We start from the raw sequence: 12,928 nt of genomic DNA, 5'->3' as shown, positions 1-12,928 counted from the left end.
GGAACGTCCGCGCGGCGTCAGTCGTCCCGAACCGACGCGGGCAGCGGCGATTCGAGGTGGTCGGCCGTCACCAACACCCCGCCGACGAAACCGAGGAGCCAGACGCTCGCCTTCCGTGACCGGGTCCGCGTGAGGGTCAGGCCGTCCTGCTCGGCCCACCACTCCATCAGGGGCGGAATCACCTTGCCCTGACTGCACATCACCGGCACACCGGGTGTGGTGGCGACGATGTCCCGCACGCGGCGGCGCACCACGTCCGGGTCGCGGGCGTAGGTCTCCTCGGTGAGGGCGCGCTCCGGGACCACCTGCAGACCGACCGACCGGGCCCACGGTGCCACGGTCTGCACGCACCGCGTGCGCTCCGCGCTGAAGACCGCGGTGCCGCCGAAGGCCGTCAGAACCGGCACCAGCGCTTCCGCCTGCTGGACCCCCACGCTGTCGAGCGGGCGTTCGGCGTCGTCGCCGCGGTACCGCGCCTTCGACCCGGCGCGCGCGTGCCGGACCAGCACTGCGTGCGACGTCGGGTGCGGGCCGTGGACGAACCGTGCGAGAACCTCGCGATCCGCGTCGTAGGAGACGGTGTCGCGGGCCTGCGCCGGGCTCACCCAGACCATGCGATCGACCTCGTCGTTGGCGACGAAATCCCCGCCCGTGACGCGCGCGGACCAGTAGTCGACGTGTTTGGTGCGGCCGCGCGTCAGGGGATAGGTGGTCGACCCGAGGGAGCGCCCGAGAACGCAGTCGTACCCGGTCTCCTCGGCCACCTCGCGCACGGCGGTCACCAGGGGGATCTCCCCGGGATCCACCTTGCCCTTGGGCAGCGACCAGTCGTCGTACCGTGGGCGATGGACCACGGCCACCCGAGGCTCGTCGTCCGGCGTCTCTCGTTGCCACAGAACGGCACCCGCGGCGCGCACGGTCGTGTCGGCCATCGACCCGCGGCTCACGATCCGGTGTAGCGGCGCTGGCGCATGAGCGAGACCTGGTGATCGCGCACCGTCTCACCGCTCGCCGGAGACGCCGACCAGGACCCGTCGGACTGCAGCACCCAGCACCGCGTGGTCGTGTCCATCGCGGAGTCGAGCATGGCTCCGAGTTGCTCGGTCAGACGCCCGTCGCGCACCTGCGCCATGACCTCGACACGGCGATCGAGGTTGCGGTGCATCATGTCCGCGCTGCCGATCCAGTACTCGTCGATCGCCTTGAAGTGCAGTACGCGCGAGTGCTCGAGGAACCGGCCGAGAATGGACCGCACCTCGATGTTCTCGCTCAGACCCGGCACACCCGGCTTGAGAGCGCAGATGCCGCGGACGACGACCTCGACGCGCACGCCCTCCGACGACGCCCAGTACAGCGCGTCGATCACCTGCTCGTCGACGAGCGCGTTGGCCTTGAGTCGGATGCGGGAGTCGCGGCCCTCGCGGTGTGCTCGGACCTCCGCCTCGATGCGGTCGACGATGCCGGCACGCACCCCGAACGGGGCGACCAGGAGGTTGCGGTAGTTCTCCTTGCGCGAGTATCCGGTGAGGGAGTTGAACAGGTCCGTGAGGTCGGCGCCGATCTCCTCGTCCGCCGTGATGAGGCCCACGTCCTCGTAGAGGCGCGCCGTCTTCGGGTTGTAGTTGCCGGTGCCGATGTGGCAGTAGCGCCGGATGGTCGACCCTTCCCGGCGCACCACCAGGCAGGTCTTGCAGTGCGTCTTGAGTCCCACCAGTCCGTAGACCACGTGCACACCCGCCTGTTCGAGCTTGCGGGCCCAGGCGATGTTGGCCTGCTCGTCGAAGCGGGCCTTGATCTCCACGAGGGTCACCACCTGCTTGCCCGCCTCGGCCGCCGCGATGAGGGCGTTGACGATCGGCGAATCACCGGAGGTGCGGTAGAGCGTCTGCTTGATCGCCAGGACGTGCGGGTCGGCGGCGGCCTGCTCGATGAAGCGTTGCACGCTGGTGGAGAACGAGTCGTACGGGTGATGGAGGAGCACGTCGCCGTCGCGCAGGGTGGAGAAGATGCTCTTGGGTGTTTCCCGCTCGCCGAAGGCCGAATGCGTCGCGGGGACGAAGGGCGCGTCCTTGAGCATCGGTCGGTCGACGCCGTACACCTGCCACAGGCACGACAGGTCGAGCAGGCCGGGCACCTGGATCACGTCACCGGGGTCGACGTCCAACTCGCGCAACAACAGTCCGAGCATGTGGTCGGTCATGTCGTCGGCCACCTCGAGGCGCACGGGCGACCCGAAGCGTCGGCGCGCCAACTCCCGCTCGAGGGCCTGCAGCAGGTCCTCGTCGCGGTCCTCCTCGACCTCGAAGTCGGCGTTGCGGGTGATGCGGAAGGCGTGATGCTCGACGATCTGCAGGCCGGGGAAGAGGACGTCGAGGTGGGCCGCGATCAGCTCCTCCATCGGGAGGAACGCCGGAATCGACGTCGGCTCGCCGCGCCGCAGCTGCACGAAGCGGTCCACGTTGTCCGGCACCTTGACGCGGGCGAAGTGCTCGCCGCCTGTCGTCGAATCCTTCACCGTGACAGCGAGATTGAGCGACAGGCCGCTGATGTAGGGGAACGGGTGGGCAGGGTCCACGGCCAGCGGCGTGAGCACCGGGAACACCTGGCTGTTGAAGTACTCGGTGAGGCGGACGCGCTCGTCCTCGGTCACCTCGGACCACCGCACGATGTCGATGCCCTCGGCCGCGAGCTCCGGCACGATGCTGTCGAGGAAGGTGCGCGCGTGCCGCTCGGCGATCTCCTGGGTTCTCTTGGCGATCAGCGAGAGTTGCTCGCGCGGCGACAGTCCGTCCGCCGACCGCACCGACAACCCGGTCTCGTCACGACGCTTCAGGCCTGCGACCCGGACCATGTAGAACTCGTCGAGGTTGCTGGCGAAGATCGCCAGGAACTTCGCCCGCTCGAGCAGCGGCAGGGAGGCGTCCTCCGCCAGCGCGAGCACGCGGGAGTTGAAGTCGAGCCAGCTGAGCTCGCGGTTGAGGTAGCGGTCCTCGGGGAGGGCGTCGACCGGCACGGCGGTGTCCGACGTCGCCGCGGGTGGCGCACCGGGTGCCGCGCGTCCCTCGCCGGCAGCGGATCGGCCCGTGGCCAGCGGGGCGCTCCACGTGCCGTCGTCGGTGGGGTCGTCGCGGGTCTCGCTCACCTTGTCGCTCACCCTCACGATCATTCCTCACCGATCGAGTCGATGGGCACCCGGTCACTGCCGCGATCGGTGTTCACCCACCGGCCACCCGGCGTTCGTCAGCACGGCGAGGGTGCGGTCGCCCACCCCCAGAGCGACGGCACGACGGACGTCGTCCTCGGTGTCGACGTCCAGCCGCAGGCCCGGCCACGATCCCGTCAGGGCGACGGCCCCCGAGGAGACGTGGCGCGCGGCCGAATCCGGCCCGAAGAGGGGACGCAGATCGACCCCCGAGCCACGGACGACGAGAGCGGACGTGCCGAGCCCGGTGTGGTCGGCCACCACCGAGCGACCCGTCGGCGTCGCGGCCCGGTACGCCGCGTCGAATTCCGCAGTCGTGAGAGCGGGGAGGTCCGCCGCCAACGCGACGACGTCGACTCCGCTCCCGCGCACCGCGTCGTGCGCCGCGCTCAGCGCACGGTTGAGACCGTCGACACCGCCCGGTGCGGTGGGGTCCGACACCGGCAAGTCCGGTTCCGACACCGTCGTCGCGCCCGCCCGCGCTGCGGCGTCCGCGACCCGTGGGTCGGGCGTCACCACCGACCACCCGACGACCAACGACGACGACGCGGCGGCCGTGGCCGTGTCGAGCAGCATGGCCACCACCAGGTCCGCCCGGCGCGATCCCGGCAAAGCGGTGGCCAACCGGCTCTTCGCGCCCGCGAGATTCTTCACCGCCAGCACGACGTGCACACGGGAATTCGGGTCGCCGGGCGCGGCCGGGGTCCCGGTGTGCGGCGACGTGGTCATGATCGTCGATCCTGCCAGTGCTGCCCGGACTCGTTCGGAACGCGGTCCCGGATGGCGGCCCGGGCGACGGCCCGGATGGCTACTGTGTGCACCACGATCGGCGGAGCCCCGCGGTCGGAGGAGACGACGCTCGGAGGCTCGGCGATGGTGAAGGCAGCGGTGCTCGGGTCCGGTTCCTGGGGTACGGCATTCGCGAAGGTCCTGGCCGACGCCGGCACCGAGGTCACCATGTGGGCGCGGCGCGAGGAGCTCGCGCGGTCCATCTCCGAGGACCACGAGAACCCGGACTACCTGCCCGGTGTGCCGTTGCCGCACGGTATTCGAGCCACGCACGACGCGGCGGTCGCCCTGAACGGTGCCTGCACGGTGGTCCTCGCGGTGCCGTCCCAGTCGTTGCGGGAGAACCTCGTCGAGTGGGCGCCGCTCATCGGCGACGACGTGACTTTGCTCTCGCTCGCGAAGGGCATCGAGACCGGCACGCTCATGCGCATGACACAGGTGGTGTGTCAGGTCACCGGTGCCGATCCGTCGCGGGTGGGCACGCTGTCGGGGCCGAACCTGGCCAAAGAGATCGCCGCGGAGCAGCCGACGGCCACGGTCATCGCCTGCCCGGACTCTAACCGCGCCATCGCGCTGCAGGCGGCGTGCGCCACCAAGTACTTCCGCCCCTACACCAACTCCGACGTGATCGGCTGCGAGATCGGCGGTGCGTGCAAGAACGTGATCGCCCTCGCGTGCGGGATGGCCGCCGGGGTCGGATTCGGGACCAACTCCGTCGCCAGCATCATCACTCGCGGCCTCGCCGAGGTCACCCGGCTCGGCGTCGCGCTGGGAGCCAATCCGTCGACGCTCGCCGGTCTCGCCGGCGTCGGTGATCTCGTCGCCACCTGCTCGTCGCCGTTGTCGCGCAACCGCACGTTCGGCGAGAACCTCGGTGCGGGCGGCACCCTCGAGAGCGCGCAGGAGGCGGCGCACGGGCAGGTCGCCGAAGGGGTCAAGTCCTGCACGTCGATTCGCGCTCTCGCGGAGGCGTACGACGTCGAGATGCCGCTCACCGATGCCGTCCATCGGGTCTGTCACGAGGGTCTGTCGGTTCAGGGCGCGGTGCACGGACTGTTGGGGCGGCGTCACAAGCCGGAGTGACCCGGACGGGTACGGTGCTCACGTGAGTGAGCGCATCAGGGTGGCCGTCGTCTACGGCGGCCGCAGCAACGAGCACGCGGTGTCGTGCGTGTCCGCCGGCAGCATCATGCGCCATCTCGACCCCGAGCGTTTCGACGTCGTGCCCGTCGGCATCACCCGGTCGGGCACCTGGGTCCGGGGTACGGCCGATCCGGAGCGGCTGCGCATCCTCGATCGCGCGATGCCGACGGTAGAGGACGCCGAACCGCTCGCGCTGACCGTCGACGCCGCCGACCCCGGCCGGATGTCCTCCGCGGGCGCCGAGACCACCGAGACCGTCGACGTCGTCTTCCCCGTCCTGCACGGTGCGTACGGCGAGGACGGCACGGTGCAGGGCCTCTTCGAGGTCGTCGGAGTGCCTTACGTGGGTCCGGGGGTTCTCGCGAGCGCCGCGGCGATGGACAAGGAATTCACCAAGAAGCTGCTGGCCGCCGAGGGGCTACCCATCGGTCGCCAGGTGGTGCTGCGCCGGGATCGCGACACCCTGGACGCTGCCGAGCGGGAGAGCCTCGGGCTGCCGGTCTTCGTCAAACCCGCCCGCGGTGGATCGTCCATCGGCATCAGCCGCGTCACCGACTGGGCCGACCTCGATGCGGCCGTCCGCGCGGCCCGCGAACACGATCCGAAGGTGGTCGTCGAGGCCGCCGTCGTCGGCCGCGAGGTGGAGTGCGGTGTCCTCGAGATGCCCGACGGGTCGGTATCCGCGAGTGTGGTCGCCGAGATCCGTATGCCGGACTCCGACCGTGACGACGCCTTCTACGACTTCGACTCGAAGTATCTCGACGACGTGTGCGAGTTCGACATCCCGGCCCGGCTGGACGACGCGACATCCGATCGCATCCGGGAGATCGCCGTCGCGGCCTTCCGGGCGCTCGACTGCCAGGGGCTCGCGCGGGTCGACTTCTTCGTCACCGACGACGGCCCCGTGATCAACGAGATCAACACCATGCCCGGCTTCACGTCGATCTCGATGTACCCGCGCATGTGGGAGGCCGCGGGCATCGACTACGCGCACCTCGTGGGCACCCTCGTCGAGACGGCGTTGGCGCGCGGTACCGGCCTGCGCTAGTTGATCGGGTTCGGATCGATCGGACCGGCGGCGAGAGTCTGCGAGACGACGGCCGTGATCGCTTGCAGCGGTGTGGGTCCCGTCCCCGTCGGTACGGTCACGGCGACGTAGACCGGGCGGTCCACCGCGTACCACGTGGTGGCGTCGATGCCCTGGGCGTCGCCCGACACCGGGAACCACTGCACGTCGTCGATCACGTCCAGACGCGAGGCTCGATCGAACTCGGCCGGGCGCTCCAGTCCGCACCGCAGCACCACCGGCTCGGCGACGTCGGGGGACTGCCAGGCGGCTGCGCCGGCCGGGGCCGGATCGACCAGTGCCGCGCGGGTGAAGGAGTCGAACTCGTCGGGCAGCGCACCGAGCAACGACGCGCAGTCGGCCGACTCGGCATCGGGGGCGGGCACGGTGCCGAGGGCCACCGGGCCCTGCTCGGGTGCGCGGGTCGCGAGCACCGCCGCGACGATCACGCCGACCACCAGGGCGACGGGGAGGGCGATGGCGGTGGCCACCAGCGCCGGGTGTCTCCGGTCCTCGGTCTCGTCGCTGCTCACCGTGCCACCACCCGTCGTCGATCGTGCTGCCGTCGACGCTCGACGCTACGCGACCGCCCACCCCCGCACCCGGCGGCGTGCCCCGGTGCGCGACGATGGACCTCGGCGCAGCGCGCGCCGGTCCGGGTCCGCCGAGACCTCCCCGAAGGGACACCTGCCGTCGTGAGTCGCGACACCCCCACCACCCCCGACGACGCCGAGACGTCCCCTCCCGTGGACAGCCTCGGCGAGTTCGGTCTGATCGCCCGGGTCACCGCCGGGCGGACCTACCCCGATTCCGTGCTCCTCGGACCGGGGGACGACGCGGCCGTCGTCACCGCGGCCGACGGACGCGTCGTGATCACCACCGACATGCTCGTCGAGGGACGCCATTTCCGCCGCGACTGGTCCGGCCCGCGGGACATCGGCCGCAAGGCCATTGCGCAGAACGGCGCCGACATCGCCGCCATGGGGGCCCGGTCCACCGCCTTCGTGGTGGCGCTGTCCTGCCCGGCCGACCTGACGGTCGCCGAGGCGGAGGACCTGAACGCCGGGTTGTGGGACGAGGCGAGCAGGGCCGGCGGCGCTGTCGTCGGCGGTGACGTGACGGCCGGCGATCACCTCGTGGTCTCGGTCACGGCGGTGGGCGACCTCGCGGGCGCGCCGCCGATCCGCCGTGACGGCGCCCGGCCCGGCGACGTCCTGGCGGTGTCCGGACCCACCGGGGCGTCCGCCGCCGGGTACGCACTGTTCGTGGCCGAGGTCGAGGACCACCCCGATCTGCTGGCGGCGCATCGTGTTCCGCAGCCCGACTACGACGCCGGTCCGGCGGCCGCGCGGGCGGGTGCGACGGCGATGTGCGACGTCTCGGACGGACTGCTCGCGGACGCCGCGCACCTGGCGGTCGCGTCGGGCGTCGTGCTCGCCGTCGAGTCCGCTCGTCTGCCGGTCCCGCCCGCGCTGCGGGAGGCGGCCACGGAACTGGGCGCCGACGTCCTCGACTGGGTGCTCGGCGGGGGAGAGGATCACGTGCTGCTGGCCACGTTCCCGGCGGACACCGCACTGCCGTCGGGGTGGACCGTCGTCGGCGGTGTAGGAGATCGCGGGGAGGGAGGCGCGGGCATCGTGACCGTCGACGGATCCGAGTGGACGGGGGTACGCGGGTGGACGAGCTTCTGACGCCGCGGACCGCGCGCCTGGACGATCGCGACGTGGTCGACATGATCGACGAGGTCCAGCAGGAGTACGTCCGCCGTTACGGTGGACCGGATTCCACGCCGCTGCGCGTCGAGGAGTTCCTGCCGCCCGTCGGGCTGCTGTTCGTCGTCGGCGACGCCGAGGGAGCGGTCGGAATGGGTGGATGGCGGGGACACGACGACGGCCCGGAAGCCGCGGGGTTGTTGCCGGGGGATGCGGAGATCAAACGCATGTACGTCCGCCCGCGGGCCCGGGGGCGGGGAGCGGCGCGGGCGTTGCTCCACGCGATCGAGGACTCGGCCGCCGCGGCCGGACGGGGCCGGCTCGTGTTGGAGACGGGCCTGCGGCAGCCCGAAGCCATAGGGCTCTACACCTCGAGCGGATACCGACCGCTGGTGCCGAAGTTCGGGTTGTACCGACACGAGGAGCAGTCGGTGTGCATGGTGAAGGACCTCGGCACGGCGGGCGCCGCATGACGTTCGGACCGATCGACCCCGGCTGGGCTCGAGCGCTCGAGCCGGTGGCGGACCGGCTGGCGGCGATGGCGGACTTCGTCGACGCCGAGATCGCCGAGGGCCGAGAGGTGCTGCCCGCGCGGGAGAACGTGCTGCGCGCCTTCGAGCGCCCGTTCGACGACGTCCGTGTCCTGCTCGTCGGCCAGGATCCCTATCCGACGCCGGGACACGCAGTGGGACTGAGCTTCTCGGTCGCTCCCGACGTCGCTCCCGTACCGCGGAGCCTGCACAACGTCTTCACCGAGTACGTCGCGGATCTCGATCTGCCCCGACCGACCACCGGCGATCTCACACCGTGGGCGGATCGCGGTGTGCTGCTGCTCAATCGGGTGCTCACGGTCCGACCCGGTGCCGCGGCCTCGCATCGTCGCGCCGGGTGGGAAGCGATCACCGCGTGCGCGATCACCGCGCTCGCCGAGCGGGGGCGGCCGCTGGTCGCGGTGCTCTGGGGTCGCGACGCCGCCACGGCCGCACCGCTTCTCGGCTCGACGCCGATCGTCTCGTCCGTTCACCCGTCGCCGCTCTCCGCGTCGCGAGGATTCTTCGGCTCCCGCCCGTTCAGCACCGTGAACGGCCACCTCGTCGCGATGGGGGAGCGCCCCGTCGACTGGCGGTTGCCCTAGGGCGCGGTCGGTCGCACCGTCATCGCCCGAAGCTCGGTCGCCGCTTCTCGACGAAGGCGTCCACGCCCTCGATGCCGTCCGGGGAATCCGCCGACGCGGTGATGGCGGCGGTCTCGGCGTCCAGTTGCTCGTCGAGGCTCGCCCCGGCGGACGCCAGCAGCAACTCCTTGGTGCGGCGAACCGTGGCGGTCGGTCCGGCGGCGAGCGTCCGCGCCAGCCGCTCTGCCTCCGACACGATGACGTCGTCGCCGACGAGTCGGGTGAGCAGTCCGAGGCGGTTGGCCTCGTCCGACCCCAGCACCGCGTCGGTCAACAGGATGTCGCGGGCGCGGCGGACCCCGACGATGCGGGGCAGGGCCCAGGTCAGTCCACCGTCCGGGGTGAAGCCGAGGGCGGGATAGGCCGGTCGGAGCTTGGTCGAGCGACCACCGATGGCGATGTCGGTGTGGCACACCAGCGACATGCCGGCACCGGCAGCCCACCCGGGGACACCGGCCACCACCGGAACCGGTGCCGCCGCGAGAGCGCGGACGAACCGATGGAATCGGTCGGCGAGCTGGTGGACGAACGCGCCGCGCTCGGGCGCCGCATGAAAGGCGGCGACGTCGCCACCGCCGCAGAAGTTGGTGGCCCCGCCGACCAAGAGAATCGCGCCGACCGAGGCGTCGAGGTATTCCAATGCCCTCGCGCCGTCGCCCATCGCGTGACCGTCGAGCACGCTGCCCGATCCGGGGGCGGCCACGCGCACGCGCAGCACGCCGTCCTGGACGGCGACGGGAGGCTCGGTCGGGGCTGTCTCCTCGATGCTCATCGTCCGACCCTAACCGGACCGGTCACGTCGGCGACCCGCCGGGAACGCGAAAAGGGCGCTGCCCGACACCGAGGGTGTCGGGCAGCGCCGATGATTCGGAACGTGCGGGAACGTCAGCCCCGGACCACCTTGCCGGCCTTGAGGCACGAGGTGCACACGTTGAGGCGGCGGGTGTTGCCCGGCGCGACCTGTGCACGGACGGTCTGGATGTTGGGGTTCCAGCGACGGTTGGTACGGCGGTGCGAGTGCGAAACCGACTTACCGAAGCCGGGTCCCTTGGCGCAAACGTCGCAGACGGCAGCCATAGTCGCGAACTCCTTGGTCTTCGTGGTGAGACCGATGCGGCGCGCCGCGATCGGTACTGCAGGACATCATGAGGGGGTGAAGCTTCGCGTCCGCAGCACATCCGGACATGCCGAACCGGCGAACGCAACCCTGCAAGACTAGCGCCAGGGACCCGTCAGGCCAAACCGGGGTCACGGCGGAGCGTGGCGAACGACCGTGACGGTACCGGGTGAGAGGATGCCGAGCACGCGATCGACGGAGGGCCGTCGAGGTCGAGGGTCGGCAGGACAGCGATGCCGGTAGGACGGACAGGGGTGCGGTGACACATTTCGACGACCGGCTGAGCGCCGTGCTCGAGACGGGTGTGGCCCGCGCCCTGGAGGAGTCGTTCGAGCTGATCACCGTCGGGGACCTGCTGCGCTACGTCCCGTCGCGCTACGTCTCGCAGGGCAGCGGCCTGGGGTCCACCGACCCGTACGAGGGCGACCACGTCACCGTGGTCGGCAGGGTGGACAAGTGCGAGCTCTTCCCCCGCCGCGGCAAGCGCGGCATCAGCGTGCTCGAGGTCACCATCGACTGCGACGGGCAGCACGTCAAGGCCACCTTCTTCAACGGGGCCCGCGTGAAGCACGCCATCAAGAAGGACCAGCGGGTGATGTTCTCGGGCACCGTGAAGTACTGGCGCTCGAAGTGGAGTCTGAGTCACCCCCGGTACCTCGTGCTCGACGACGACGAGTCGGATCTGATCTCGCGCGGCGACGCCTCGGCCGGGCCGCGTCGAGGAGTGGGTCAGGCCATGGACGCCGCGGTCCGTGCGCTGCCCTTCCTTCCCGTGTATCCGGCGGCGGCGGGCATCGAATCCTGGGACATCCTGTGGTGCACCCGCAGGGTTCTCGAGGACCTCGACCCCGTCGAGGACCCGTTGCCCGACGTGGTCCGGGCGCGGGAAGCACTGTCTCCCCTCGACCATGCGCTGCGCGCCGTCCACTTCCCGGCGTCGAAGGACGACGCCGAGGCCGCGCGCCATCGCCTCCGGTTCGACGAGGCCGCCGCCGTGCAGTTGGTCCTGGCCACCCGTCGGCAATCGGCGGCCGCGCGGCCGGCGCCCGCCTGTCCGCCCCGGCGCGACGGTCTGGCAGCGGCGTTCGACGACGACCTGCCGTTCGAGCTCACCGACGGTCAGAGAACGGTCGCGGAGGAGATCGGGACCGATCTCTCCGCTCCGCATCCGATGAACCGGCTACTCCAGGGCGAGGTGGGTTCCGGCAAGACCATCGTGGCGTTGCGCGCCATGCTGCAGGTTCTCGACGCCGGATATCAGTGCGCGCTGCTCGCACCCACCGAAGTGCTCGCGACGCAACACCATCGGTCGATCACGGCTCAGCTCGGTGCGCTGGCGACGGCGGGTGAACTGGGGGCGCCGGAGCGCGCGACCCGAGTGGTGCTGTTGACCGGCTCGATGTCGACGGCTGCGCGGCGGGCGGCACTGCTCGCGGTGGTCAGCGGGGACGCCGGCATCGTGATCGGCACGCACGCGCTCATCCAGGAGTCCGTGTCGTTCTTCGACCTCGGGATGGTCGTGGTCGACGAGCAGCACCGATTCGGCGTCGAGCAGCGAGACATGCTGCGCGCCAAGGCGCGTGGTGACATCAGCCCACATCTGCTGGTCATGACCGCGACGCCGATCCCGCGCACCATCGCCATGACCACGCTGGGGGACCTGGACACCTCGACGCTGCGCGAACTCCCGCGCGGCCGGTCCCCGATCGCGACGTCGGTGGTCCCGGCCCGGTCCCATCCGCGCTGGGTGGAGCGAGCCTGGGCACGCATCACGGAAGAGGTGGCCGCCGGGCGCCAGGCCTACGTGGTGTGCTCGCGGATCGGCGAGGACGAGGACACCCCACCGCCGCGCCGAGCCAAGAAGTCCTCCCGTCGGTCCGCGTCGGACGAGGGCGAGGACGAGAACGCACCGACCACGGCCGCCGCCCTCGACGTGTTCGAGGCGCTGCGGTCGGGACCGCTGTCGGGTGTCCGGGTGGGACTGCTCCACGGCCGCCTGCCCGCCGACGAGAAGGACGCCGTGATGACGGCCTTCGACCACGGCGAGATCGACGTCCTGGTCTGCACCACGGTCGTCGAGGTCGGCGTGGACGTCCCCAATGCCACCACGATGGTGGTGATGGATGCCGACCGCTTCGGGGTCAGTCAGTTGCACCAGCTGCGCGGTCGTGTCGGCCGCGGCGGGCACCCGGGGTTGTGCATCCTGGTCACCGACGTGGGGCCGCACTCACCGTCTCTGAACCGGTTGCAGGCGGTGGCCGGAACGACCGACGGATTCGAGCTCGCCCTGCTCGACCTCCGCCAGCGCCGGGAAGGCAACGTGCTCGGCGCCGACCAGTCGGGCACGCGCAGCAATCTTCGCTTGCTCTCGGTGCTCGATCACCTCGACATCATCGTGGCCGCACGAGAATTCGCGCAGCGCGTGGTGGCGGAAGATCCCGGACTGACCCGCCATCCCGGTTTGGCGGGCATGATGCGCTCGGCGTGGGATGCGACCCGCGTGGACTTCCTCGACAAGGCATGACCCCCCGATGGCCGTACGGAAAGTAGGTTGACGCACATGTTCAGCAAGGTGTTGGTGGCCAATCGCGGCGAGATCGCGATCCGCGGCTTTCGTGCGGCGTACGAGCTGGGTGCGGACACGGTGGCGGTGTTCCCGTTCGAGGACCGCAACTCGGTGCATCGCACCAAGGCCGACGAGGCGTACGAGATCGGGGAGCCGGGT

General features: G+C 71.0%; 13 protein-coding genes. 7 read left to right on the top strand and 6 right to left on the bottom strand.

The window, feature by feature from the left end:
• Positions 1 to 17: 17 nt before the first annotated feature.
• Genes BMZ18_RS00065 through cofC form a run of 3 tightly spaced genes read right to left on the bottom strand, consistent with a single transcriptional unit; the run spans position 18 to position 3,931 of the window.
• On the bottom strand, positions 18 to 932 hold the full coding sequence (locus BMZ18_RS00065) for an NUDIX hydrolase (protein ID WP_068100579.1): 915 nt from the start codon (positions 930 to 932) through the stop codon (positions 18 to 20).
• An 11-nt stretch (positions 933 to 943) separates the two neighbouring features.
• Positions 944 to 3,166 carry an RNA degradosome polyphosphate kinase gene (locus BMZ18_RS00060; protein ID WP_082895107.1) on the bottom strand — a complete coding sequence of 741 codons (2,223 nt, stop codon included), beginning with the start codon at positions 3,164 to 3,166 and terminating at the stop codon, positions 944 to 946.
• Between the two features lie 30 nt (positions 3,167 to 3,196).
• Positions 3,197 to 3,931, bottom strand: coding sequence for a 2-phospho-L-lactate guanylyltransferase (cofC, locus tag BMZ18_RS00055; RefSeq protein ID WP_068364435.1), 735 nt, complete (start codon positions 3,929 to 3,931; stop codon positions 3,197 to 3,199).
• 144 nt (positions 3,932 to 4,075) lie between these two features.
• Between cofC and BMZ18_RS00050 the strand changes: the two genes are divergently transcribed.
• Together BMZ18_RS00050 and BMZ18_RS00045 are read left to right on the top strand one after the other, a co-directional pair.
• Positions 4,076 to 5,074, top strand: a complete 999-nt coding sequence (locus BMZ18_RS00050; RefSeq protein ID WP_068364449.1) for an NAD(P)H-dependent glycerol-3-phosphate dehydrogenase — start codon at positions 4,076 to 4,078, stop codon at positions 5,072 to 5,074.
• A gap of 22 nt (positions 5,075 to 5,096) precedes the next feature.
• A complete protein-coding gene (locus BMZ18_RS00045; RefSeq protein WP_244516358.1) occupies positions 5,097 to 6,182 on the top strand; it encodes a D-alanine--D-alanine ligase family protein in 1,086 nt (361 codons plus the stop codon).
• Here the strand turns inward: BMZ18_RS00045 and BMZ18_RS00040 are convergent.
• Positions 6,179 to 6,733: a DUF3515 domain-containing protein gene (locus tag BMZ18_RS00040; protein WP_068364428.1), complete on the bottom strand. Its 555-nt coding sequence runs from the start codon at positions 6,731 to 6,733 to the stop codon at positions 6,179 to 6,181. The genes BMZ18_RS00045 and BMZ18_RS00040 overlap by 4 nt on opposite strands.
• A gap of 162 nt (positions 6,734 to 6,895) precedes the next feature.
• Between BMZ18_RS00040 and BMZ18_RS00035 the strand changes: the two genes are divergently transcribed.
• The 3 genes from BMZ18_RS00035 to BMZ18_RS00025 are packed head-to-tail and all read left to right on the top strand — an operon-like array spanning position 6,896 to position 9,047.
• The gene (locus BMZ18_RS00035; RefSeq protein WP_212634866.1) at positions 6,896 to 7,891 is read left to right on the top strand and encodes a thiamine-phosphate kinase; all 996 of its coding nucleotides are present in this window, start codon (positions 6,896 to 6,898) and stop codon (positions 7,889 to 7,891) included.
• Positions 7,876 to 8,385, top strand: a complete 510-nt coding sequence (locus tag BMZ18_RS00030) for a GNAT family N-acetyltransferase (protein WP_244516357.1) — start codon at positions 7,876 to 7,878, stop codon at positions 8,383 to 8,385. Before BMZ18_RS00035 ends, BMZ18_RS00030 begins: the two co-directional genes overlap by 16 nt.
• Entirely contained in the window at positions 8,382 to 9,047 is a 666-nt protein-coding gene (locus BMZ18_RS00025) for a uracil-DNA glycosylase (RefSeq protein WP_068366560.1), read from the top strand. Before BMZ18_RS00030 ends, BMZ18_RS00025 begins: the two co-directional genes overlap by 4 nt.
• Positions 9,048 to 9,066: 19 nt before the next feature.
• Here the strand turns inward: BMZ18_RS00025 and BMZ18_RS00020 are convergent, their stop codons facing one another.
• Both BMZ18_RS00020 and rpmB read right to left on the bottom strand, forming a co-directional pair.
• Positions 9,067 to 9,858 (bottom strand): enoyl-CoA hydratase/isomerase family protein, encoded by a 792-nt coding sequence (locus tag BMZ18_RS00020; protein ID WP_068366557.1) that lies wholly within the window; start codon positions 9,856 to 9,858, stop codon positions 9,067 to 9,069.
• 113 nt (positions 9,859 to 9,971) lie between these two features.
• The gene (rpmB, locus tag BMZ18_RS00015) at positions 9,972 to 10,163 is read right to left on the bottom strand and encodes a 50S ribosomal protein L28 (RefSeq protein WP_068100597.1); all 192 of its coding nucleotides are present in this window, start codon (positions 10,161 to 10,163) and stop codon (positions 9,972 to 9,974) included.
• A gap of 299 nt (positions 10,164 to 10,462) precedes the next feature.
• Here rpmB and recG point away from each other — a divergent pair, with 299 nt between their 5' ends.
• Together recG and BMZ18_RS20275 are read left to right on the top strand one after the other, a co-directional pair.
• Complete coding sequence (recG, locus tag BMZ18_RS00010) at positions 10,463 to 12,727, top strand: ATP-dependent DNA helicase RecG (protein WP_068366555.1); 2,265 nt, start codon at positions 10,463 to 10,465, stop codon at positions 12,725 to 12,727.
• Between the two features lie 36 nt (positions 12,728 to 12,763).
• The coding region (locus BMZ18_RS20275) for a biotin carboxylase N-terminal domain-containing protein (RefSeq protein WP_139203688.1) at positions 12,764 to 12,928 on the top strand (165 nt) is incomplete at its 3' end.

The sequence above is a fragment of the Rhodococcoides kroppenstedtii genome (genome assembly GCF_900111805.1).
Taxonomy (GTDB): Bacteria; Actinomycetota; Actinomycetes; order Mycobacteriales; family Mycobacteriaceae; genus Rhodococcoides; species Rhodococcoides kroppenstedtii.
Note: the sequence above shows the minus strand (reverse complement) of the source record. Positions and strands in the feature narration are given on the sequence as shown.